Here is a 23538-nt window from a genome sequence, read left to right on the forward strand (position 1 = left end):
ACGGCGGCCAGTATCCTCGCGTCATCGGCAAAGACCAATAGCCCTATTATCAACAAGGGTTGTTTGAACGCATGGAGCGCTCAGGCAACCGGCAAAGGAATCACTCCATGAACAGCCGTTTCAAGGCATGGCGTCACAGCCTGGCCTGGACCCTGCCGATGGTGGCCCTGCTCGCAGGCTGCACCGGTGGCGACAACCAACAACCGAAAACCCACGCCTTGGCCACCTACTCCAGTGCCACATGGGAAGCACTGCCGGCGGTGTCCGACAGCGACCTGGTCGCCGGCTTCGGTTCGTGGCGCAGCGCCTGCACCCGACTCAAGGCCGACCCGGTCTGGGGTGGTACCTGCGCCGCGGCCGCCAACGTGCCGCAAACCGCCAGCGACATTCGCGGTTTTCTCAAACAGAACCTCGATGTCTATGGCCTGCGCGCCGCCAACGACAACCCCAACGGCCTGATTACCGGCTACTACGAACCGGTCTATCCCGGGAGCCTGACCCAGACTGGCGTTGCCAGTGTCCCGGTCTATGGCGTCCCCGAGGACATGATCATCGTCGCCCTCGACAGCATTTACCCGGAACTCAAGGGCAAACGCCTGCGCGGTCGACTCGAAGGTCGCGTGCTCAAGCCATACGACGATGCGGCAGCCATCGAAAGCAAAGGGGTCAAGGCGCCGGTCGTGGCCTGGCTGACCGATCCGATGAACCTGCAGTTCCTGCAAATCCAGGGTTCGGGTCGTATCCAGCTCGACAATGGTCGCCAGTTGCGCATTGCCTACGCCGATCAGAACGGCCATCCGTATCGACCGATCGGCCGCTGGCTGGTGGAACAGGGCGAGTTGAAAAAAGAAGACGTGACCATGGGCGCCATCAGCACCTGGGCCAAGGCCAATCCGTCGCGGATTCCCGAACTGCTCGGCAGCAACCCCAGCTACGTGTTCTTCACCCGCAACCCGGATAGCAACGAAGGTCCGCGCGGCTCGCTGAACGTACCCTTGACCGCCGGTTACAGCGCGGCGGTGGATCGCAAGGTGATTCCGCTGGGCAGCCTGTTGTGGCTGTCCACCACCAGACCGGACGGCACGGCCCTGGTTCGCCCCGTGGCAGCACAGGACACCGGCGGCGCCATTGCCGGCGAGGTTCGGGCGGATCTGTTCTGGGGCACCGGCGATGCGGCCGGGCAACTGGCCGGGGACATGAAACAGCAGGGGCAGATCTGGATGCTCTGGCCCAAAGGTGCTGCGCTGCCACAAGTGCCGCAGGTGGCCGATGCAGAGAAGACAAAACCCTAAACCAGCGGTGGCTGCCAGATAGCTATCGCGAGCAGGCTCGCTCCCACATTGGAACGCACACTCCTGTGGGAGCGAGCCTGCTCGCGATGAGGCCCGCAAATACCCTGAAGATTTTTAGACCGACACCACAAAGAAACTCACGATCAACGCCATCCCCACGAACCACATCAGCGACCGCAGTGTCGCCCAGTCCGCCAGGTAGCAAATGATGTAGAGCAGGCGGCTGGTAATGAACAGCACGGCCAGCACATTGATCGTCACCAGTTCGGCATTGCCGGCCAGGTGCGCCACGATCACCGCCGCAGCGAACGCCGGGGTCACTTCAAAGCTGTTCAGTTGCGCCGCATTCGCGCGCCTGCCCAAGCCATCCAGCGAATCGAGAAAATCCCGGGGATCATGGTTGTCTCTCAACCTGAACCCGCCACTGATCTTGGCCACGCCCACACACACATACGGCAGGAAGATCGCGATCAAAATGCACCACAGAGCAACCGTCATAAAGCAGTCCCTTCTTCAAGTTTCACAGCAGTCAGAATTTCATCACCAGTATGCCGACCAGCACCAGCCCACAGGCTAAGAGGCGCGGCCCGCCAAAAGGTTCTTTGAGGTAACGCATACCGAACAGCACCACCAGGATCACACTGATCTCGCGCAACGCCGCTGCCTCTGCAATCGAGCCCAATTGCATCGCCCACAGCACCAGAGCGTAGCTGAACAACACGCAGAACCCGACGGCCAGGCCCAGTCGCCACTGCTCGCGCCAGAACAGCATGAACGCAGGCCGTTTGCGCACCAACGCCAACAGCGGAAACGGCCAGGCACTGAGCAAGGTGACCCAGACCAGGTAATCCAGTGGATGGGACCAGCGCCGCAATGCCTGCCCGTCGATGTAGGTGTAGCAACCGATGCACAGGCCGATCAGCGCCACCACCGGCAACATCGACCACGGCAAACGCGCTCCACCACCGCCCTGCCAGAGCAGGCACAACATGCCGAACGGGATCAGCAGGATGCCGAAAATCTGCTGATGGGTCAGTACTTCCCCGGCAAAGATCAGCGTCAGCGCCAGCACCACCAACGGTGACAGGCCGCGCATCAATGGATAGACCAGCCCGAGGTCGCCGACCCGATAGGCCTGGATCAGCAAATAGCGATAGAGCAACTCGAACGCCGCCGATGCCAGGATCCATGGCCAGATCTCCAGTGGCGGCACGCTCAGGAACGGCAACATCAGCACGACAAAGAGCAGCGCCACGCTGTCCATGCAGGCCACCACCAACAACCGCTCCGCACTGAACTTGATCAGGGTATTCCACGCCGCATGCAACAGCGCCGCCACCAACACCAACGCCGTCGCAAGCACGGCCTACTCCTTTTTTTGACCCTACCCTTTGTAGGAGCGAGCTTGCTCGCGAAAAACGTGAGGGCACCGCAGCCAACCAGTGAATACACGTCTTCGTTCACGTCCATCGCGAGCAAGCTCGCTCCTACAGGGGCCAGGTACAGAATTGATTCGCCATATTTCAGTGGCTGTTTATACTGCAAGCGACCACGCCGCACTCAGTTGCGCACAGACTAATTCCTATAAAAATTCTGCCCGGCCCGCTCTCGTCGAGAACGGTCGTCGGCCTGCGTATGCCTGATCACAGCGTCAAGACTACCGACAGAGACCTTGCGCATGCCACTCGCTTTGCTTGCCCTCGCTGTTGCCGCGTTCGGCATCGGCACCACTGAATTCGTCATCATGGGGCTTTTGCCCGATGTCGCCCGCGACCTCAGCGTGAGCATTCCCGATGCCGGATTGCTGATCACCGGCTACGCCCTGGGCGTGGTGTTCGGTGCCCCCATCCTCGCGGTCGGCACCGCCAACATGCCGCGTAAAGCCACGCTGTTGGGCATGACACTGATGTTCATCCTCGGCAACATGCTTTGTGCACTGGCACCTAACTACGCCACGCTGATGGCCGCGCGAGTGATCACGGCACTGTGCCACGGCGCATTTTTCGGTATCGGTTCGGTGGTGGCCGCCGGGCTGGTGGCACCCAACAAACGGGCTCAGGCGATTGCCATGATGTTCACCGGCCTGACCCTGGCCAATGTGCTCGGTGTGCCACTGGGCACCGCACTCGGGCAATACGCAGGTTGGCGCTCGACCTTCTGGGCGGTGTCGGTGATCGGGGTTCTGGCGGCGATTGCGCAATGGGTCTGGCTGCCGAAAAACATCGCGATGGATAAAGCCAACCTGGCCAGCGAGTTCAAGGTGCTGGGCAAGGCCAACGTGCTGCTGGCCCTGGGCATGAGCGTGCTGGCCTCGACCAGCCTGTTCAGTGTGTTCACTTACATTGCGCCGATCCTGCAGGACATCACCGGTGTCAGCCCCCACGGCGTCACCATCATGCTGCTGTTGTTCGGCGTGGGCTTGACCGCCGGCAGCATGCTCGGTGGTCGTCTGGCGGACAGCCGCTTGCTGCCTTCGCTGGTGGGCATGGCACTGGCGGTGCTGGTGGTACTGGCGGCATTCACGCAAACCAGCCATTCGGTGATCCCGGCGGCAATCACGCTGGTGTTGTGGGGGACGTTTGCCTTCGCCCTGTGCCCGATCCTGCAACTTCTGATCATCGATCAGGCCCACGAGGCACCGAACCTGGGGTCGACCCTGAACCAGAGCGCCTTCAACCTCGGCAACGCCGCCGGGGCATGGATTGGCGGCCTGGTGGTGGCCAGCGGCGCGGACCTGGCGGACTTGCCGTGGACCGGTGCACTGGTCAGCGGACTGACCGTGTTGACTGCACTGTTCTTTATCTATCGCCAGCGTCGCGGTGCGGCTGCGCTTGATGTGACGGGATGAGGATCAGCTTGATTGTTTTTTGATCACCTGCGGATCGGGCGCTTCGCTCTGATCCGCTGATTTCTTCGGCGGCCCACTTTCGCTGCGAATCTGCGCATGGCTGATCAGCGCGAAAATAAAACTGCCACCGATGATGTTCCCCGCCAGTGTCGGACCGGCGAACACCAGCCAGAAATCACTCCACGGTAACTCGCCGGCAAATACCAGATACGAAACCTCCAGCGAACCGACCACGATGTGGGTGAAATCCCCCAACGCCATGAGGTAGGTGATGAGGATGATGATCCACATCTTGGCGCTCTCCATGGACGGGATCATCCAGACCATGGTGGCGATCATCCATCCGGAAATGATGCCCTTGGCGAACATCTGGCTGGCGTGGTTTTCCATGACCTTGCGGCCGATATCGAGGAAGGCGACATCGGTCTTGCTGTCGAAAATCGGCAGCTCCAGCATCACGTACGCCACCAGCAAGGTGCCACAGAGGTTGCCGACCAGCACCACCGTCCACAGCCGTAGCAGCCGGCCGAAGTTGGTCAGCGTCGGTTTGGTCATCACCGGCAGCACGGCGGTCAGGGTGTTTTCGGTGAACAGTTGCTGACGGGCCAGGATCACGGCGAGAAAACCGGCGCAGTAACCGAAACTCGCGATCACCTTGAACCCTTCGCCATCAGGCAGGCGCGAATTGAGCAACCCCATGCCCATCAACGACAGGCCCATGGTCAACCCCGCCGCCAGCGCCGACCACCACAACGCGGCAATGCTGCGCTCCAGTTCCTGGTCGCCCTGGGTACGGATGATCTCGTGCAGCACCGCGGCGCGGGGCGGCTGGCTCTTTTCGACTTCGTGCTCTTCTTGCGCCGAAAGGTTCGGGGTCTTGCCGTCTTGTGCCGAGTTCATGGGATGCGCAACCTGTGGCGGGCTATTTAGCTACGACACGCGGGGTTCACAGCTGTTCAGTGCCCAGACAAATCTCCGGCGAATACAGAACCGCTTTCGCGAGCAGGCTCGCTCCCACAGGTACAGCGCCGCCCATGTGGGAGCGAGCCTGCTCGCGATGGGGACGCCACCGATCTCACTGACCGGCGTCATCATCCTTGAACTGGTCCTTGACGTATTTGATCTCGGTCCGGCCGTGAGGCGCCGGCAAGCCGTCTTCACCGAGGTTCACGAACACCATCTTTTCAACGGTGAGGATGCTCTTGCGGGTGATCTTGTTGCGCACTTCACACGTCAGGGTGATCGAAGTGCGGCCGAATTCGGTGGCGGTAATGCCCAACTCGATGATATCGCCCTGGCGCGAGGCGCTGACGAAGTTGATTTCAGAAATGTACTTGGTCACTACACGCTGGTTGCCCAACTGGACGATGGCGTAGATCGCCGCCTCTTCGTCGATCCAGCGCAGCAGGCTGCCGCCAAACAGCGTGCCGTTGGGGTTGAGGTCTTCGGGTTTTACCCATTTGCGGGTGTGGAAGTTCATGTTCACTCCTGAGCGTCTTGCCGAATGATGCTGACCATCATGGCAGAGCCCGACCTAGAGCTCTATTGAGCATCGTCTATGGTCTCGATTACCGTTCGGACATTGACCGACAGAAACGCTTTGGAAGATCGGCATAGCCCGCTATAATCGCCACCGTTTCAAAACGGTAACCTCTACTAGATACCGTTTTCCCGCCACCTGTCCGAGGGGCGCTGCAGCAGGTTCGACCTGTCAGGCTCGGATGGGGCGTTGCCTGGCCTTCACTGGCTGGACACTAAACGCACAACGGCGCCCATTCGCATACATTACGAATGGAGGCTCTTCATGAGCGCTGTTATCACGCCTGCAGATTTTAACGATTACAAAGTCGCCGACATGTCCCTGGCTGCCTGGGGCCGTCGCGAAACCATCATCGCCGAATCCGAAATGCCAGCCCTGATGGGTCTGCGTCGCAAGTACTCCGAAGAGCAACCGCTCAAGGGCGCGAAGATCCTCGGCTGCATCCACATGACCATTCAGACTGCCGTGCTGATCGAGACCCTGGTTGCCCTGGGTGCCGAAGTGCGCTGGTCGTCCTGCAACATTTTCTCGACTCAGGACCAGGCCGCCGCTTCCATCGCCGCTGCCGGCATCCCGGTTTTCGCCTGGAAAGGCGAGACTGAACAAGAGTACGAGTGGTGCCTGGAGCAGACCATCCTGAAGGATGGCCAGCCATGGGACGCCAACATGATCCTCGACGACGGCGGCGACCTGACCGAGCTGCTGCACAAGAAGTACCCACAGGTTCTGGATCGCGTCCACGGCGTGACCGAAGAAACCACCACCGGCGTTCACCGCCTGCTGGACATGCTGGCCAAGGGCGAGCTGAAAATCCCGGCCATCAACGTCAACGACTCGGTGACCAAGAGCAAGAACGACAATAAGTACGGCTGCCGTCACAGCCTGAACGATGCGATCAAGCGCGGTACCGACCACCTGCTGTCCGGCAAGCAAGCGCTGGTTATCGGCTACGGCGACGTGGGCAAGGGTTCCGCTCAGTCCCTGCGTCAGGAAGGCATGATCGTCAAGGTTTCCGAAGTCGACCCGATCTGCGCCATGCAAGCCTGCATGGACGGTTTCGAACTGGTTTCGCCGTTCATCGACGGTATCAACACCGGTACCGAAGCAAGCATCGACAAGGCGCTGCTGGGCAAGATCGACCTGATCGTGACCACCACCGGCAACGTCAATGTTTGCGACTCGAACATGCTCAAAGCCCTGAAGAAGCGTGCTGTTGTCTGCAACATCGGTCACTTCGACAACGAAATCGACACCGCTTTCATGCGCAAGAACTGGGCATGGGAAGAAGTGAAGCCGCAGGTTCACAAGATCCACCGTACCGGCGCTGGCGATTTCGATCCGCACAACGACGACTACCTGATCCTGCTGGCCGAAGGCCGTCTGGTTAACCTGGGTAACGCAACCGGCCACCCGAGCCGCATCATGGACGGTTCGTTCGCCAACCAGGTTCTGGCTCAGATCTTCCTGTTCGGCCAAAAGTACGCCGACCTGTCGCCAGCCCAGAAGGCCGAGCGCCTGACCGTTGAAGTACTGCCAAAGAAACTCGACGAAGAAGTGGCCCTGGAAATGGTCCGCGGCTTCGGCGGCGTCGTGACTCAACTGACCAAGACCCAGGCCGACTACATCGGCGTGACCGTCGAAGGTCCGTTCAAGCCGCACGCTTACCGCTACTAACAGTCGCTGACTGTTCGCTTTCCCTGTGGGAGCGAGCCTGCTCGCGAAGAGGCCATGACATTCAACATCTGAGTTGACTGTTTAACCGCTTTCGCGAGCAGGCTCGCTCCCACATTGGAAAGCGGCGCCTCGATGGTTCTTGTTTCCAAGGATATGACCATGTCCCAAGATCGTCGCTACAGCTTCGAGTTCTTCCCTACGAAGACCGATGCTGGGCAAGAAAAGCTGCTGGCCACTGCTCGCCAGTTGGCCGCCTACAACCCCGATTTCTTCTCCTGCACCTATGGCGCCGGCGGTTCGACCCGTGATCGCACGCTGAACACCGTGTTGCAGCTCGAAAGCGAAGTCAAAATCCCTGCCGCTCCGCACCTGTCCTGCGTGGGCGATAGCAAAGCTGACCTGCGCGGCCTGCTGGCCCAGTACAAGGCCGCCGGCATCAAGCGTATCGTCGCCCTGCGCGGTGACCTGCCTTCGGGCATGGGCATGGCCAGCGGTGAAATGCGCCACGCCAATGACCTGGTTGAATTCATTCGTGAAGAAACCGGTGATCATTTCCACATCGAAGTCGCCGCTTACCCGGAAATGCATCCGCAAGCGCGCAATTTCGAAGACGATGTGGCCAACTTCGTGCGCAAGGCCAACGCTGGCGCCGACAGTGCGATCACCCAGTACTTCTTCAACGCCGACTGCTACTTCTACTTCGTGGAACGCGTGCGGGCATTGGGTGTGAACATCCCGATCGTGCCGGGCATCATGCCGATCACCAACTACAGCAAGCTGGCGCGCTTCTCCGATGCCTGCGGTGCGGAAATCCCGCGCTGGATCCGCAAGCAACTGGAAGCCTACGGCGACGACACCCAGAGCATTCAGCGCTTTGGCGAACAGGTCATCACCGAGATGTGCGAACAACTGCTGCAGGGTGGCGCTCCAGGGCTGCACTTCTACACGCTGAACCAGGCTGAAGCGAGCCTGGCGGTGTGGAACAACCTGAAGTTGCCGCGTTAAAAGTCGTTAAAGCAAGATCAAAAGATCGCAGCCTGCGGCAGCTCCTACAGAGAAATGTGTATTCCCTGTAGGAGCTGCCGCAGGCTGCGATCTTTTGCTTTCAACGCACTATTAATGTGCGGCAATCCACGGAGTTAGAGCATCTGCGGTCAGTTTCTGGCTCTTTCCGGTTTCTCGTCGTAATCTCAAGCCCATGCCTTTGATCACGCAGTTAGTCGCCGTGCTTGTATTCACTTGCCTGAGCTTCGCCGCCCGGGGCGAGAAGCTGCGCATTGTCACAGAGCCGTGGGCGCCTTATGTGTACGAAGACAACGGCAAATCCCTGGGCCTGGACTACGAAACCACCGCCATTGTCTTCAAGCGCCTGGGCATCGAAGTGGAGTGGCAGTTCCTGCCCTGGAAACGCTGCCTGTCGATGCTTGAATCAGGCCAGGCCGACGGCGCGCTGGACATTTTTCACAGCGACGAACGCGATGCGACCCTGCTCTACCCCAGCGAACCACTGTCTGAAGTCCAGTTCGTGATGTTCTACGCCAATGAACGGCCCCATCCGTTTCGCACCCTCGATGACCTGCAAGGCCTGACCATCGGCACCTCGCCGGGTTACCTGTACAGCAAGGATTTCAGCGATTCGACGCTGTTCACCCGCGAGCCGGCCCCCACCCATGAAGCCAACTTCGGCAAACTGGTACGCGGGCGGATTGATCTGTTGATTACCGACCGCCGGGTCGGCCAGCATTTGCTCGACGAGCTGGGCATCCGCGACAAGATCACCGAAAACCCCACGATCATCAGCCAGCAAAGCCAGTTTCTCGCAGTGCGGCGCAATGCGGGCATGGATCTGCTGGTGCAGCGTTTCGGCGCCGAACTCAAACGCTTCAAGCGCGAGCCCGCCTACGCTGAACTGAGTGCCCGCTACGGCGCGGAACCGGCAGCCAGCGTGAAGACTGAAAAGACCACGGCCGCCACGGAAAAAACCGTTGAGCAGCAGGAAAGCGGCGCACAGTGATTGCTCTGTTATACTCCGGCCTTCCCGCCAGGCTCACGCCCGGACGCTCGGAATCGTTAAAGGCATCTCAACCCCGCTACTGCGCAGCTTTCAGCCCGCGCGAGCGCTTGCAGACGAGCCTTCGAGACCCAGCAGGACCGGACGGGATTGCGTCCTCTTAAACGCCATTCGCGCCAGGCAAGACTCCCATTGGGCCAAGCCCTAACTTAAAACAGGATTACTCATGTCCTTTGCTTCCCTCGGTCTCTCCGAGGCTTTAGTCCGCGCCATCGAGGCAGCGGGCTATACCGAGCCTACTCCGGTGCAACAGCGGGCCATTCCCGCCGTGTTGCAAGGTCGCGACCTGATGGTCGCGGCACAGACAGGTACTGGTAAAACCGGCGGTTTCGCCCTTCCGATCCTGGAGCGGTTGTTCCCCAACGGTCACCCGGACAAATCCCAGCGTCACGGCCCGCGCCAGCCGCGCGTACTGGTCCTGACCCCGACTCGCGAACTCGCAGCCCAAGTGCATGAAAGCTTCAAGGTCTATGCCCGTGACCTGAAGTTCGTCAGCGCCTGCATCTTCGGCGGTGTCGGCATGAACCCGCAGGTTCAGGCCATGTCCCGCGGCGTAGACGTGCTGGTGGCCTGCCCTGGCCGCCTGCTCGACCTGGCCGGCCAAGGCAGCGTCGACCTGTCCCACGTGGAAATCCTCGTGCTGGACGAAGCCGACCGCATGCTCGACATGGGTTTCGTCCATGACGTGAAGAAAGTGCTGGCGCGTCTGCCGGCCAAACGCCAGAACCTGTTGTTCTCGGCGACCTTCTCCAAGGACATCACCGACCTCGCCGGCAAGCTGCTGCACAACCCGGAACGCATCGAAGTCACGCCGCCGAACACCACGGTCGAGCGTATCGAACAGCGCGTATTCCGCCTGCCGGCCAGCCACAAGCGTTCGCTGCTGGCGCACCTGATCACCGCCGGCGCCTGGGAACAAGTGTTGGTGTTCACTCGCACCAAGCACGGTGCCAACCGCTTGGCCGAGTACCTGGACAAGCACGGCCTGAGCGCCGTCGCGATCCACGGCAACAAGAGCCAGAACGCCCGCACCAAAGCCCTGGCCGACTTCAAGGCTGGCACCGTGCGCATCCTGGTTGCCACCGACATCGCCGCTCGCGGTCTGGACATCGACCAGTTGCCACATGTGGTCAACTTCGAGTTGCCGAACGTCGATGAAGACTACGTGCACCGCATCGGCCGTACCGGCCGAGCCGGTCGTTCGGGCGAGGCGATTTCGCTGGTAGCCCCGGACGAAGAAAAACTGCTGAAAAGCATCGAACGCATGACCCGGCAGAAAATCGCCGACGGCGACCTGATGGGCTTCGATGCGAGCGCCGTGGAAGCCGAGAAACCTGAAGTGCGCGAGCGTCCGGACATGCGTAACCCACGCAATCCACGTGGCCCGCGCGGTGACGGTCCGAACGGCAGCGGTGGTGGTGGCGGTCGCAAGGACAAAGGCAAGGACAAGGGCAAGGAAAAACCGGCCGGCGAACGCGGCGAGCGCCCTGCCCGCCAGCAAAAGCCACGTGAAGGCACTCCGGCTCGCGAACAGCGTCCGTCGCAGCCTCCTCGTGCCGCCGCTGACCGTGCCCCGGACGAGTTCCTGGACGACGATATCGATAACTTCGGTAACCGCGTCGACTACGTGCCGCAGCAGAAACCCGCGCAAGGTCGTGGTCGTCGTCCAGGTGCTCCGGCACAAGGCACCGCGGCAGGTTCGGGCGCTCCACGTTCCGGCAAGCCACAAGGTCGCCAGAACGGTCCGCGTAACAGCGATGGCGCCAGCACCGGCACCCCACCGGCCAAGCGTAGCGGCCCTCGCAGTGGCGCACCGCGCGACGGCCAGGCTCGTCGCGAAGACTCGCGCAATCGCCGTCCGGCCCGTGACGACCAGCCGCGTTCGGAACCTGCCGTACAGAACCCGCGCGGTCCGGCACCGAAGATCATGCACAAGGAGTCGAAGGCTGACCGCTTCCCGACACCTGAGCAGCTGGATCAACTGCCAAGCCGTCCTCGTGGCGAGAAACCAGCGCTGCTGACCCGCAATCGCTGAGTTATCGCTGTAATAAAAAATGCCCCGGTTCGTGAGAACCGGGGCATTTTTTATGGCTGATGAAATCCTGTAGGAGCGAGCCTGCTCGCGATGGTCGTCAACGATAACGCTGGAAGCCTGATGCTCCGCGGCGCTCTCAGGTCTATCGCGAGCAGGCTCGCTCCTACAGTCTCAGCATTACTTCGCTTTTACACCTTCAAAGGTCACGTACATCTCAACCGCATCGGACGATGGGCCCAGGTCTTTCTGCTTGCCGAAATCGGAACGCTTGAGGCTGAAAGTACCCTCAAAGCCTGCACGGTAGCCGCCCCATGGATCCTTGCCCTCACCCAGGAACGTGGCCTTGACCACGATTGGCTTGGTTACACCGAGGATCGTCAGGTCGCCAGCTACGTCAGCAGTGTCCTTGCCAGCGGCGTTTTTACCGGTGGGTTTGACGCTGGTGGAAACAAACTTGGCTTTGCTGGCGTTCAGGAAGTCTTTGCTGGCGATGTGCTTGTCGCGCTCGGCGTTGTTGGTGAACACGCTGGCGGTGTTCACGTTGAACTCGATCTTGCTGTCTTCAGGCTTGGCAGCGTCGAAGCTGAACTTGCCGTCGATGTCCTTGAAAGTACCGGTGATGAAGCTGTAGCCCAGGTGGCTGACCTTGAAGTCAACAAAGGCGTGCTGGCCTTCTTTGTCAACCACGTAGTCAGCGGCCATTACGTTACCGGCGGACAACAGGGCGGAGCCGATTGCCAGAGCGGCCAGAGTCTTTTTCAACATGCTTTGTTTTCCTTTGGAGTCGAGGTTGAACTTCAGGAGTTGCGACCCAGCATTCGCTTGAGGGTCACATCACGATCGATAAAGTGGTGCTTCAATGCTGCCAACGCATGGAGGCCGGAAAAAATTACCAGCACCCATGCCAGGTAGAGGTGAATCTCGCCAGCGGTATCTGCCTGGTCCGGCAGTCCGGATACCAGCGCAGGGACTTCAAACAAGCCAAACACCGGGATACCGACACCTTCTGCGGTGGAAATCAGGTAACCGGCAATCAACACGGCAAACAGACTGATGTACAGAAAGCCATGGCCGAACCTGGCGCCGAGGCGCGTCATGCGGCTGTAGCTGGACAGGGTCGGTGGCGGCGGACTGATGAAGCGCCACAGCACCCGCAGCAACATCACACCCAGCAACACCAGGCCGATGCTCTTGTGCAGGTCCGGAGCGTCTTTGCGCCAGGTGCTGTAGTAGTCAAGCCCGACCATCCACAACCCAAGCGCGAACAGACCGAAGACCGCCAGTGCCACACCCCAGTGGATGACGATACTGACCCAGCCGTAGCGGGAGGTAGAGTTACGTAGCTGCATTGCCTAGATCCCTGTAAGTGCTGGCCCAAGACTATCGAGTTATCTATCGAATTAAAGCGGAAAATTTTGCTTTGAAATATCGAGAAATACGATCAAGAGTCTGAAACAGGCGAATTAAGGAAAGATTAAAGTCGAAAGTGTCAGGAAAAGTGAATACAAACCGAAGAACACCTGTATCAAATGTTTTATTCGATTTTTGCTCCGGCTTTCTCCAGGCATAAAAAAACGCGGCATTTACGCCGCGTTTTTTTGATCCCAGGGCTTACTGCGCCTTGGTATCCGTTGCCGGGGTTGCCGCAGGTTTGACTGCCAGCTTCTTCTCCGGTTCGGCTTTCTTGGCCGGGGCTTTTTTCGCCTCGGTCTTGGCAGCCGGTTTCGCCGGAGCCTTTTTGGCCGCCTCGGTTTTTACCGGGGTCGCAGGCTTCGGTGCTTCCACCGGTGTCGGCGCGACGGCCGGGGCTGGAACCGGAGCAGGCGGGGCAACTGGCTCAGGTGCCTTGACCGGCTCTGGTTTCTTCTCGTCATCCGAGCCGCCGAACAGGTTGCTGAAGAAATTGCCTTTCTTCGCCACCACCGCACCAGCGCCCACCGCTGCGGCAGCCGGACCCACTTTCGCCGGTTCGAACGACTTGCCTGCCGCCAGGTCTTCAACCTGACTGGCTGCACGCTGACCGGTACGCAGCGCGCCTTCCAGGGTGCCCGGATACAGGGTATCGGTGTGTTCGCCAGCGAAGGCTACGCGCTGAATCGGGCGTTCCCACAGGCGCCAGAACTTGCTGATCTGGCCCGGACCGAAGGCCAGGTACGCGCCCCCCATCGACGGGTCGGTGCTGTAGCGACGGATTTCATAACCGGTGAACGAGCCACGGGCCTGTGGATAGAACGCGTGCAGGCGGATCAACACCTGATCGACCATCTGCTTGTCACCGAATGCCTGCATCACCCGCGCGTTGTCGCCGGACAGGTTGATCACCACGTTGGCACCGCCCTTCAGGGCAGGCTCGACCCACAACATCCCCAGGCCGGTGTTGCTGTAGATCTCGCCGGACATGCGCGCCTTGCTTTCCCACACCGGCGTCTTGAACTTCAGCATGATCTGGTCGCGCCAGCCGTAGTTGGTGCCCTTGATCGCTGCCAGGTGCTGGGCGTCCAGCGCCGGGGTCATCTGGATCTTGTTCAGGGCGCGCAGTGGCACGGCCAGTACCACGTAGTCAGCCTGATAGCTGACGTTGTCGACTTTGACGGTCACGCCGTCCTTGTCCTGAATGATCGACGAGACCCGGGAATTGGTCTTGATGGTTTTCAACTGTTTGACCAGGGCCTGGGCCAGCACCGAGCTGCCACCGACCAGGCGCGAAGCACGCAGGTCGCGATCGGAGACGCCACGGTAGACGCGGCTCTGCTGCGCGAAGTACAGCAGCGACAATCGCGAAGGTTCGTCGTAGCGGGTGCGGATCTGCTGGTTGATCAACTGGCGGGCAGTGGCCGGCAGGTTCTGCTTGTCGAGCCAGCTCGACACGTTCATCTGGTCCAGCGCATGCAGCGTATTGTTGGCGGCCGGGTTCTGCGGGTCATCGATCGAGCGCGCCAGATCGTCCACGGTCTTGTCGAAGCGCTTGAGCGCCTCGGCGGTGGCCGGCTGCTTGGTCGCCAGGTCGGCGGCGGAGAAATACTCGCCATCGATCAGGTAGCCTGGGGTCCGCACGAATTCAGGGGCCGGCGTGGTGCTCAGCTTGAAGGTCGATACGTACTTGTTCAGCACCGGCTGGGCCTTGTCGTTGCCGATCCACTCGCTGGTGGCCATGCCGGAACGACCGCCCAGGCTCGACTTGGCTTCCAGCAAGGTGACTTGCCAGCCCTTGTTCTGCAGCTCATACGCGGCAGTCAGGCCCGACAGGCCACCGCCGATCACGATCGCGGTTTTATCCTTGGCCAGCGCAGACACGCTGAACAGCCCCAACATCACCAGCGCACAGGCGCGCAGCCAACCGACAGACATTCAGCGAACTCCGGAATTACACGAGGAAAACAGCAGTTTTTTGCGAGCCGAACGGCTCAAGAACCGCGAAGAATACGTCAGCCATCAAAGCGCCGCCAGCAACGTCTATCGGCCTGGATAAAGTAGCTCATTCGACACAATGGGTTGTCCCCGTGGCACGCATTGCATAGGCTTGCGCGATTGTTTGTCCGCGCTGGTCACGGACCGCCTCCAGGAGAGTGAAAATGGGCCTGAATAATCAGTGGATGCAACGCGATCTCGCCGTGTTATGGCATCCCTGCACCCAGATGAAAGATCACGAACAACTGCCGCTGATCCCGATCAAGCGCGGGGAAGGCGTGTGGCTGGAAGACTTCGAAGGCAAGCGCTACCTCGATGCGGTCAGCTCCTGGTGGGTCAACGTGTTCGGCCACGCCAACCCGCGGATCAACCAGCGCATCAAGGACCAGGTCGACCAGCTCGAACATGTGATCCTTGCCGGCTTCAGTCATCAACCGGTGATCGAGTTGTCCGAGCGCCTGGTGAAGATGACGCCGGAAGGCCTGACTCGGTGCTTCTACGCCGATAACGGCTCGTCCTGCATCGAAGTCGCGCTGAAAATGAGCTTTCACTATTGGCTCAATCGCGGCACGCCTGCCAAGAAGCGCTTCGTCACCCTGACCAACAGCTACCATGGCGAAACCATGGCGGCGATGTCGGTGGGCGACGTGCCGCTGTTCACCGAGACCTACAAAGCGCTGTTGATGGACACCATCAAGGTGCCAAGCCCGGACTGCTACCTGCGGCCCGAGGGCATGAGCTGGGAACAACACTCGCGCAACATGTTCGCGGCCATGGAGCAGACCCTGGCCGAAAACCACGACACGGTCGCGGCGGTGATCGTCGAGCCGCTGATCCAGGGCGCCGGTGGCATGCGCATGTACCACCCGGTGTACCTCAAGCTGCTGCGAGAGGCCTGCGACCGCTACGGCGTGCACCTGATCCACGACGAAATCGCCGTCGGCTTCGGCCGCACCGGGACGATGTTCGCCTGCGAACAGGCCGGCATCCGCCCTGATTTCCTGTGCCTGTCCAAGGCCCTGACCGGCGGCTATCTGCCGCTGGCGGCGTGCATGACCACAGACGAAGTCTACAGCGCGTTCTACGACGACTACCCGACCCTGCGCGCCTTCCTGCATTCCCACAGCTACACCGGCAACCCGCTGGCGTGCGCGGCGGCCCTGGCGACCCTGGATATTTTCGAAGAAGACAACGTCATCGAAAACAACAAGGCCCTTGCCCAGCGCATGGCTTCGTCGACGGCGCATCTGGTCGACCACCCGAACGTGTCAGAAGTGCGCCAGACCGGCATGGTGCTGGCCATCGAGATGGTCAAGGACAAGGCCAGCAAGGAAGCTTACCCATGGCAGGAACGTCGTGGCCTGAAGGTGTTCCAGCACGCTCTGGAGCGCGGTGCTTTACTGCGCCCATTGGGTAGCGTGGTGTACTTCCTGCCGCCGTATGTGATCACCCCGGAGCAGATCGACTTCCTTGCCGAAGTGGCCAGCGAAGGGATCGACATTGCGACCCGTGACAGCGTCAGCGTGGCAGTGCCGAAGGACTTCCATCCGGGTTTCCGTGATCCGGGTTGATTGATTTCACCTAAGCTTCAGCGCTGACCGGACTACCGTCATCGCGGGCAAGCCCGCTCCCACAGGATTGCGCTGTACCTGTGGGAGCGGGCTTGCCCGCGATGGGGCCGACAGATACTTACACCTTTTACCGAGACCCAGCATGAGACTGTCCCGCTTCTTTATCGACGCCCCCCTGAGCATCGGCGAGCACGAGCTGCCCGAAGCCCAGGCCCATTACATCAGCCGCGTGCTGCGCATGGCCGAGGGCGATGCGTTGCAGTTGTTCGACGGTTCGGGCCAGGAGTTTCGCGCCGCACTGGTCGAAGTCGGCAAAAAGCGCGTGGTGGTGCAGATCGATGAAAGCTTCGCCGGGCAGATCGAGTCGTCGCTGCAAATCCATCTCGGCCAGGGCCTGTCCCGGGGCGAGCGCATGGACTGGGCGATCCAGAAAGCCACGGAACTGGGCGTCACAGAAATCACCCCGATCTTCACCGAGCGCTGTGAAGTCCGGCTCAAGGACGAGCGCGCCGACAAACGCCTGCTGCACTGGCGCCAGGTGGCGATCAGCGCTTGCGAACAGTGCGGTCGCTCGCGAGTGCCGGTGATTCATCCGCCGCTGTTACTGGCTGACTGGCTGAAGCAAACACAAGCCGAGTTGAAGCTGGTGCTGCATCCAGTGGCTGAACCGCTGGTGAGCCATGCCAAACCTTCAAGTCTGGCATTCCTGATCGGTCCGGAGGGTGGTTTGTCCGATGCCGAAGTCGATCAGGCCAAGGCCAGCGGCTTCCACGCCGCCCGCCTCGGTCCACGGGTGCTGCGCACCGAAACCGCGCCGGTTGTTGCACTGGCCGTGGCCCAGCAGCTTTGGGGTGATTTCTAGGGCCTCATCGCGAACAGGCTCGCTCCCACAGTAGATCTCCAGTGATCACAAAATTTGTGAGCACCACAGGTCCAATGTGGGAGCGAGCCTGCTCGCGAATGGCCACGACACGGTCTGGATGACTACTGCACCGGATCACTCACCGGTTTGGCAATGATCGCCTTGAGTTCGCTGGTCATCGGGAACTCAAGGTTCAAACCCTTCGGCGGGATCGGCTGCTCGAACCAGCGTTTGTAGATGCCATTGATCTCGCCCGAGCTGTACAGGTCCGCCAACGCGCCGTTGACCAGCGCCAGGAACTGCGGATCGTCCTTGCGCACCATGCAGCTGTAGATCTCCCGCGATTGCTCCTCCCCGACCACCACCCACTTGTGCGGGTCATTGGCCTTGGCGCGCTCGCCGTAGAGCAGCGCGTCGTCCATGTAGATCGCCGCCGCCCGGCCCGACTGCAGCATCTGGAAGGCTTCGCCGTGGTCCTTGGCGCTGATCACGAACATGTCGATCTTGTGATCGACGTTGTAGCTTTTCAGGAAGCGCTCGTTGGTGGTGCCGGCGGTGGTCACCACGTTCTTGCCGCGCAGGTCTGCGAAGCTCTTGATCCCGCTGTTCTTCGCGGTCAGCAACTGGCCTTTGACGTAGATGAAGCCATAGGAGAACGCCACCTGCTTCTGCCGTTCGGCGGTCACGCCGGTGGAGCCGCACTCCAGGTCCACGGTGCCGTTCTGCACCAGTGGAATGCGGGTCTGCGAGGTCACCAGGTTGTACTTCACCTTCAAGTCCGGCAGCGCCAGTTGCTGCTGGATGCGCTCGACGATCTTGCCCGCCAGATCCACCGAGTAACCCATCGGCTTGCCGCTGTGATCACCCACGTAGGAGAACGGCACCGAAGCATCGCGATAGCCCAGGGTGATGCTGTTGGCGCTGGCGATCTTGCTCAGGGTGCCGGTCAGCGGCGCTTCATTGGCCTGAACCTGACTGCCGAGCAACAGGCCAAGCGTACAAGCGAGCAACGTGATTTTTTGCATTGTTATTCTCCGTTGTGGGTGTTGGTTTATCAGACGCGTGCAGCGATGACGGTGATTTCCACCAGCACCTGCGGGCGGGCCAGTTCGGCCTGCACGGTGGTGCGGCTCGGGGCCTGCCCGGGCGACAACCAGGCCGACCAGACCTCGTTCATCGCGGCGAAATCCTCGGTGATGTTCTTCAGGTAAATGGTCGCACTGAGCAGATGATCCTTGTCGCTGCCCGCCTCGGCCAGCAAGGTATCGATTTTCGCCAGCACTTCGTGGGTTTGGCCGCTGGCATCCCGGGCATCGTCCGGCACCTGCCCGGAGAGAAACACCAGGTCGCCAAAGGTCACGGCGCCAGACAGGCGCGGGTTGCTGTGCAGTCGGGTAATGGTCATTGCAGTGTCCTCTTCAGAAATCGGTGTTCAGGCGGCCCGGTGGTTGAAACCGCGCAGGTCGATGGAAGGCCGGCGCTCGCCGATCAGCTCGCTGAGCAAGCGCCCGCTGCCGCATGCCAGGGTGAAACCCAGCGCGCCGTGGCCGAGGTTGAGCCACAGGTTGCGATACGCCGTCGCGCCCAACAACGGCACGCCGCTGGGGGTGGCCGGGCGCATGCCGGCCCACTCGACGGCTTCGTCATAGGCGCCGGCATTTGGAAAGGTGTCATGGGCCTGACGCTTGATCAGCGCCAGGCGCTTGGGGTCTAGCGCAGGGTCGAAGCCGACGATGTCGACCATCGCCGCCACTCGCAATTGCTTGCCGATGCGGGCGTAGACGATCTTGCGGTCGTAGTCGGTGATGCTCACGTCCGGCGCCCGGTGACCGGCGCCGATCGGCACGGTCAGGCTGTAGCCCTTGAGCGGATAAAGCGGCAGTTGCAGCCCGGGAAGCGCCAACAGCGGACTGCGATGACCAGCGGCGATCACCAGTTGATCGACCGGCAGCACTTGCTCACCCAGTTCGATGGCGTTGACGCTGCCGTTGCTGTGGCGGATGCCGGTCACCGCTTGCCCGAGACGAAACTCGCAACGGCCGGACGCTTGCAGCCGGACGGCCAGTTGCTGGCAAAAACCGTGGCAGTCGCCGACCTCTTCATCCGGGGTGTAGATCGCCCCGACAAAGGGCGAATCGATCAGCGCCGGTTCCAGTTGCGCGCATTCGGCCGGCGACAACACCTGCTGTTGCTGCGGGTCAGCCAGGCCCTGGCGCGCATGCTCGAAGCTGCTGCTCTGGCGGAAAGTCACCAGCTTGCCATTGCGCCGCCACTGGAATCCCGCCAGTCCATCGTCCTCGCGCCAGGACTTCAAGGTGTCCTGGCTGAACAGCGCCAGACGCAGCAAGTGCGCGGCGTTCTCGCGGTTGACCGAGCGACGGCAGGCGCCGAGGAACGACGCCATCCAGCGCCACTGGGCCGGGTCGAAGCGCGGGCGCAGCTTCAGCGGTGAGTCGCCGCGCAGCATCCAGCCGATGGCTTGCAAAGGCACACCGGCGTCGGCCAGGGGCGCGACATAGCGATAGGACAACTGGCCGCCGTTGGCGAAGCTGGTTTCGCTGCCCAGCGAGTCCCGCGCCTCGACCACCATCACCTCGAAGCCGTCGCGCACCAGCGCATAGGCCGTTGCCAGGCCGATCACGCCGCCACCGATGATGCACACACGCTGAGCCATGTCCGTCCTTAAAACCGTTGTGAAGACAAGGCCAAGGTTAGAGCCAGGTGACAGACGCTGAACAATGCATAAAGATGGCAAACCCATAAACAAAGGTTATGGACTTGCCATGCGCCTTCGCCATATCGAAATTTTCCAGGCCATCCGCCAGACCGGATCGATCAGCGCTGCCGCGCAATTGCTGCACGTCTCGCAGCCGGCGGTGAGCAAGGTGTTGCAGCACGCCGAACAACAATTGGGTTTCCCGCTGTTCTTGCGGGTGCGCGGCAAGTTGCAGGCGACGCCGGAAGCGCTGGAACTGGAGCGCGAAGTGGACAAGGTCAGCGAAAGCCTGCAAGGCGTGCGACGCCTGGCGCAGAGCCTGCGCCGCGAGCCTGGCCACAGCCTGCGCATCGGTGCCACCCCGGCTCTGGCCCTGTCATTGCTGCCGCCGGCCATTCACGAATGGACCGGGCGTTACCCGGACATCGTTTGCGAACTCTCCAGCGCCCACAGTCGTGAACTGGTGCAGAACCTGTTGATGCGCGAAGTGGATGTCGCCCTGACCCTGCAACGCCCGGATCACCCGGGGCTCAAGGCCCAGGCGCTGGCGTCCGGCGTGCTGGTGGCGCTGGCGCCGAGGGGTTACTGGTCTCAGGAAGAGGTGGGTAAACCGTTGCCGCTGATGGCGCTGGCGGATGCGCCGCTGATCGGTTTATCCAGCGCCGATCCACTGGCCGCGCGGCTCGACAGTTATCTGGAAGCGGTCGAACCGCCGCCCCGGGTACGCATCGCCGTGCAAACCTACTCACTGGCACGGGCGATGGTGGAATCCGGCGCGGGCCTGGCGGTGATCGACCCGTTCACCGCCCTTGGCGCCTCTCCCGTCACCACAACGATCCGCCCTCTGGCACCGCCGCTACCCATCACCCTGTACGCAGTGACCCGCGCCGCCGAACCACCGCCCCACACCTTGAACGACCTGTTGCAGGTGTTCAGCCGTCGAGCCCGGGAGCAGTTGGATCGCCTGGTCCCGGTACAGCCTTAAAGCACATAAAAGAATATCGCCACAAAGTGCAGCAAGCTCCCGGCGATCACGAACAGATGCCAGATCCCGTGGGCATGGCGCAGGCGATGATCGAGGGCAAAAAAGATAATCCCGACGGTGTACAGCACCCCGCCCGATGCCAACCACGCAAACCCGGCGGGGCCCAGCGCCGCGAGCAGCGGCTTGACCGCCACCAGCACGATCCAGCCCATCACCGCATAAATCACGATCGACAGAATGCGTGCTTCCGAACGCGGCTTGATCTCCTGCAGGATGCCAATCAGCGCCAGTCCCCAGACAATCCCGAACAGGGTCCAGCCCCACGGCCCGCGCAGGGTCACCAGGCAGAACGGCGTGTAGCTGCCGGCGATCAACAGATAGATCGAAAAGTGATCGACCTTCTGCATGATCGCTTTCTTGCGCCCGCGCACGCTGTGGTACACGGTCGATGCGCTGTAAAGCACCAGCAAGGTAAAGGCGTAGATCGCCATGCTGACAATTTTCCACGGGCTGCCGTCGAGACTGGCCAGCACAATCAGCCACACTCCGCCGATAAACGCCGCCACAGCCCCGAGCAGATGCGTCCAGGCGTTCAGTCTTTCCCCGTGATACATGCGTTGCTCACCTCGAATTTCATTGTCGCAGAGCGCAAGGCTCAGGCTTGAAGCGTAAAAGCGCAATGTTTCTGTACGACGGGCCCGGCGTAATTGGGCACAATCGAGTCATTCCAAAAAGAGTCCGCCCCATGCTGATCGATGAAGAGTTGACCCTGAAAAAACTCGAGGTGTTCCTGGCCTTCATGCGCACCGGCAACCTGGCGCGGGCCGCTGCCGAGTTGCAGACCAGTAACGTCAGCGTACATCGGGCGATCCATTCCCTGGAAAGCGCCCTGCGCTGCCCCTTGTTCAAGCACGAAGGCCGCAGCCTGACGCCGCTGGAAAGCGCTTATGTGCTGGAAGAGCGGGCGCAGAAGCTGATTCAGGATGTCGTCGAAAGCGTGCGCCTGACCCGCGAAGCTGCCGGGTTCTCGGCCGAACGTTTCAAACTGGGCTCACTGTATTCACTGACGGTGAAGACCGTGCCGCAGCTGATCATGGGTTTGAAGATCCGCCGCAGCGAGCTCAACATCGACCTGATTCTGGGCTCCAATATCGACCTGCTCTACAAGCTCAAGAACATGGAAGTCGATGCGGCCCTGGTGTCGCTGGACGAGAGTGTCAACGATCCCGATTGCGAGCAGATCCCGCTGTTTTCCGACGATATCTTCCTCGCCACACCCGCCGACTCCAAGTTTGCCCAGCGCACCGAAGTCGACCTGGCCGAGGTCCGCGACGAAACCTTCATCACCCTGACCCAGGGCTTCGCCACCCATCAGGATGGCAAGCGGGTATTCGAGCAGGCAGGGTTCGAGCCGAAGGTGGCGATGCAGGTCAACGACATCTTCACCCTGCTGAGCATGGTCAGCTCGGGCGTGGGTTATGCGTTGCTGCCGGGGCGGATTGCGGCGGTGTACGAGAACCGGGTGAAGCTGATCCCGTTGCAGGAAAAGTACCGGTTGCAGCAGCACATTGGCGTGGTGTTCCTGAAGGCCAAGGAGCGTGATCCGAATCTGCTGGCGTTGCTGGCGGAGTGTCGGATGTATGCCAATCGGCAGGTCTGAAACCGCGTCGTCCCCATCGCGAGCAGGCTCGCTCCCACAGGAGAATGCATTCCAGTGTGGGAGCGAGCCTGCTCGCGAAGGCGTCTGAACATTCAATGACGATGTGGCGGGCTACCCAACAATCCCGCGCACAATGAAGTACAACAACGAAGGTCCCAACAAGCAGCCCAGCCCGGTGTGGAACGTCGCGGTCAACGCGCCATAAGGTACCAGGCGCCGATCCGTCGCCGCCAAACCGGCGGTCACGCCACTGACCGTCCCGGCCAACCCGCCGAACACCATCGCAGAGCGCGGGTTATCCAGCCCCATCCAGCGCGCCGCCATCGGCGTGCCGACCATCACCAGAATCGCCTTGATCAGACCCGTGGCAATCGACAGCGCCACCACATCGGAACTGGCGCCAATGGCCGCACCGGTCACCGGCCCGACGATGTAAGTCACTGCACCGGCGCCAATGGTGGTCATGCTCACCGCATCGCGGTAGCCGAAGGCCCAGGCCATGCACGCGCCGACAATGAACGGCAGCACCGTGCCCAACAGCAGCGCGATCACACCGATCAAGCCGGCCTTTTTCGCTTCCGTGGCCTGCACTTCAAATGCTGTGGCGACGATGGCGAAGTCCCGCAGCATGGCGCCGCCCATCAATCCGATGCCGGAAAACAGCGTCAAGTCCGCCAGGCCTTTTTGCCCGCCGGTCATCGTGCCGCCGACCCAGGCCAGTACCAGGCCAATGACGATGGCAATCGCCGAACCGTGGATACGCCCGAAGGTCAGGCGTTTGGAGATCACCACTGACACCCACATGATCACGCCGACAAAGGCGAATGCGGTGACCAGGCCGTTGTGTTCCAGACCGTTCTTGATGAGATCCCACAT

The 23538-nt window shown here is 61.1% G+C and carries 22 protein-coding genes and 1 riboswitch; of the genes, 10 read left to right on the forward strand and 12 right to left on the reverse strand.

The features are described 5' to 3' along the window. The first annotated feature begins 107 nt into the window (after positions 1–107). Entirely contained in the window at positions 108–1292 is a 1185-nt protein-coding gene (locus WHX55_RS28935) for an MltA domain-containing protein (RefSeq protein ID WP_150755130.1), read from the forward strand. A gap of 114 nt (positions 1293–1406) precedes the next feature. On the opposite strand, the gene WHX55_RS28940 is transcribed toward WHX55_RS28935, so the two are convergent. Further along, complete coding sequence (locus WHX55_RS28940; RefSeq protein ID WP_353741726.1) at positions 1407–1790, reverse strand: MAPEG family protein; 384 nt, start codon at positions 1788–1790, stop codon at positions 1407–1409. 31 nt (positions 1791–1821) lie between these two features. Then, on the reverse strand, positions 1822–2655 hold the full coding sequence (locus tag WHX55_RS28945) for an EamA family transporter (protein ID WP_150755129.1): 834 nt from the start codon (positions 2653–2655) through the stop codon (positions 1822–1824). 315 nt (positions 2656–2970) lie between these two features. Here WHX55_RS28945 and WHX55_RS28950 point away from each other — a divergent pair, with 315 nt between their 5' ends. Then, positions 2971–4140, forward strand: a complete 1170-nt coding sequence (locus WHX55_RS28950) for an MFS transporter (RefSeq protein WP_150755128.1) — start codon at positions 2971–2973, stop codon at positions 4138–4140. 3 nt (positions 4141–4143) lie between these two features. Here WHX55_RS28950 and WHX55_RS28955 read toward each other — a convergent pair whose 3' ends face one another. Together WHX55_RS28955 and WHX55_RS28960 are read right to left on the reverse strand one after the other, a co-directional pair. After that, entirely contained in the window at positions 4144–5040 is an 897-nt protein-coding gene (locus WHX55_RS28955) for a formate/nitrite transporter family protein (protein ID WP_150755127.1), read from the reverse strand. 175 nt (positions 5041–5215) lie between these two features. Further along, the gene (locus WHX55_RS28960) at positions 5216–5620 is read right to left on the reverse strand and encodes a hotdog domain-containing protein (RefSeq protein ID WP_046039304.1); all 405 of its coding nucleotides are present in this window, start codon (positions 5618–5620) and stop codon (positions 5216–5218) included. Between the two features lie 198 nt (positions 5621–5818). After that, positions 5819–5921, forward strand: a riboswitch (S-adenosyl-L-homocysteine riboswitch). A 23-nt stretch (positions 5922–5944) separates the two neighbouring features. On the opposite strand from WHX55_RS28960, the gene ahcY reads away from it, so the two are divergent. The 4 genes from ahcY (at position 5945) to WHX55_RS28980 (ending at position 11460) form a co-directional block, all read left to right on the forward strand. Beyond that, positions 5945–7354, forward strand: coding sequence for an adenosylhomocysteinase (ahcY, locus tag WHX55_RS28965; protein WP_150755126.1), 1410 nt, complete (start codon positions 5945–5947; stop codon positions 7352–7354). Positions 7355–7513: 159 nt separating this feature from the next. Continuing rightward, entirely contained in the window at positions 7514–8359 is an 846-nt protein-coding gene (gene metF, locus WHX55_RS28970; RefSeq protein WP_046039302.1) for a methylenetetrahydrofolate reductase [NAD(P)H], read from the forward strand. A gap of 193 nt (positions 8360–8552) precedes the next feature. Beyond that, positions 8553–9368, forward strand: a complete 816-nt coding sequence (locus WHX55_RS28975) for a transporter substrate-binding domain-containing protein (protein WP_150755125.1) — start codon at positions 8553–8555, stop codon at positions 9366–9368. A 223-nt stretch (positions 9369–9591) separates the two neighbouring features. Next, positions 9592–11460 (forward strand): DEAD/DEAH box helicase, encoded by a 1869-nt coding sequence (locus tag WHX55_RS28980; RefSeq protein ID WP_150755124.1) that lies wholly within the window; start codon positions 9592–9594, stop codon positions 11458–11460. A gap of 177 nt (positions 11461–11637) precedes the next feature. On the opposite strand, the gene WHX55_RS28985 is transcribed toward WHX55_RS28980, so the two are convergent. The 3 genes from WHX55_RS28985 to WHX55_RS28995 all read right to left on the reverse strand — a co-directional run bounded on the left by WHX55_RS28985 (position 11638) and on the right by WHX55_RS28995 (position 14808). Then, the gene (locus tag WHX55_RS28985; protein WP_150755123.1) at positions 11638–12225 is read right to left on the reverse strand and encodes a YceI family protein; all 588 of its coding nucleotides are present in this window, start codon (positions 12223–12225) and stop codon (positions 11638–11640) included. Between the two features lie 32 nt (positions 12226–12257). Continuing rightward, entirely contained in the window at positions 12258–12809 is a 552-nt protein-coding gene (locus tag WHX55_RS28990; RefSeq protein WP_150755122.1) for a cytochrome b, read from the reverse strand. A 262-nt stretch (positions 12810–13071) separates the two neighbouring features. After that, a complete protein-coding gene (locus WHX55_RS28995; protein ID WP_353741727.1) occupies positions 13072–14808 on the reverse strand; it encodes a flavin monoamine oxidase family protein in 1737 nt (578 codons plus the stop codon). Positions 14809–15032: 224 nt separating this feature from the next. Here WHX55_RS28995 and WHX55_RS29000 point away from each other — a divergent pair, with 224 nt between their 5' ends. Both WHX55_RS29000 and WHX55_RS29005 read left to right on the forward strand, forming a co-directional pair. After that, complete coding sequence (locus tag WHX55_RS29000; protein ID WP_150755120.1) at positions 15033–16439, forward strand: adenosylmethionine--8-amino-7-oxononanoate transaminase; 1407 nt, start codon at positions 15033–15035, stop codon at positions 16437–16439. Positions 16440–16581: 142 nt separating this feature from the next. Continuing rightward, on the forward strand, positions 16582–17301 hold the full coding sequence (locus WHX55_RS29005; protein WP_150755119.1) for a 16S rRNA (uracil(1498)-N(3))-methyltransferase: 720 nt from the start codon (positions 16582–16584) through the stop codon (positions 17299–17301). A gap of 122 nt (positions 17302–17423) precedes the next feature. Here WHX55_RS29005 and WHX55_RS29010 read toward each other — a convergent pair whose 3' ends face one another. From WHX55_RS29010 to WHX55_RS29020, 3 genes are read right to left on the reverse strand one after another with little or no spacing between them, the layout of a single operon-like run. Next, positions 17424–18326 carry a transporter substrate-binding domain-containing protein gene (locus tag WHX55_RS29010; RefSeq protein ID WP_353741728.1) on the reverse strand — a complete coding sequence of 301 codons (903 nt, stop codon included), beginning with the start codon at positions 18324–18326 and terminating at the stop codon, positions 17424–17426. Positions 18327–18355: 29 nt separating this feature from the next. Then, on the reverse strand, positions 18356–18706 hold the full coding sequence (locus tag WHX55_RS29015; protein WP_150725078.1) for a RidA family protein: 351 nt from the start codon (positions 18704–18706) through the stop codon (positions 18356–18358). Positions 18707–18733: 27 nt separating this feature from the next. Next, positions 18734–19975 (reverse strand): D-amino acid dehydrogenase, encoded by a 1242-nt coding sequence (locus tag WHX55_RS29020; protein WP_353741729.1) that lies wholly within the window; start codon positions 19973–19975, stop codon positions 18734–18736. A 109-nt stretch (positions 19976–20084) separates the two neighbouring features. Between WHX55_RS29020 and WHX55_RS29025 the strand changes: the two genes are divergently transcribed. After that, the gene (locus tag WHX55_RS29025; RefSeq protein ID WP_353741730.1) at positions 20085–21002 is read left to right on the forward strand and encodes a LysR family transcriptional regulator; all 918 of its coding nucleotides are present in this window, start codon (positions 20085–20087) and stop codon (positions 21000–21002) included. On the opposite strand, the gene WHX55_RS29030 is transcribed toward WHX55_RS29025, so the two are convergent. Further along, the gene (locus tag WHX55_RS29030) at positions 20999–21616 is read right to left on the reverse strand and encodes a hemolysin III family protein (protein ID WP_150725075.1); all 618 of its coding nucleotides are present in this window, start codon (positions 21614–21616) and stop codon (positions 20999–21001) included. The two genes, WHX55_RS29025 and WHX55_RS29030, sit on opposite strands and share 4 nt — an antisense overlap. A 131-nt stretch (positions 21617–21747) precedes the next feature. On the opposite strand from WHX55_RS29030, the gene WHX55_RS29035 reads away from it, so the two are divergent. After that, positions 21748–22662: a LysR substrate-binding domain-containing protein gene (locus tag WHX55_RS29035; protein WP_046039288.1), complete on the forward strand. Its 915-nt coding sequence runs from the start codon at positions 21748–21750 to the stop codon at positions 22660–22662. A gap of 111 nt (positions 22663–22773) precedes the next feature. On the opposite strand, the gene madM is transcribed toward WHX55_RS29035, so the two are convergent. Continuing rightward, on the reverse strand, positions 22774–23538 hold the full coding sequence (gene madM / locus WHX55_RS29040; RefSeq protein ID WP_085716398.1) for a malonate transporter subunit MadM: 765 nt from the start codon (positions 23536–23538) through the stop codon (positions 22774–22776).

The sequence above is a fragment of the Pseudomonas fluorescens genome, assembly GCF_040448305.1.
Classification (GTDB): Bacteria; Pseudomonadota; Gammaproteobacteria; order Pseudomonadales; family Pseudomonadaceae; genus Aquipseudomonas; species Aquipseudomonas fluorescens_BH.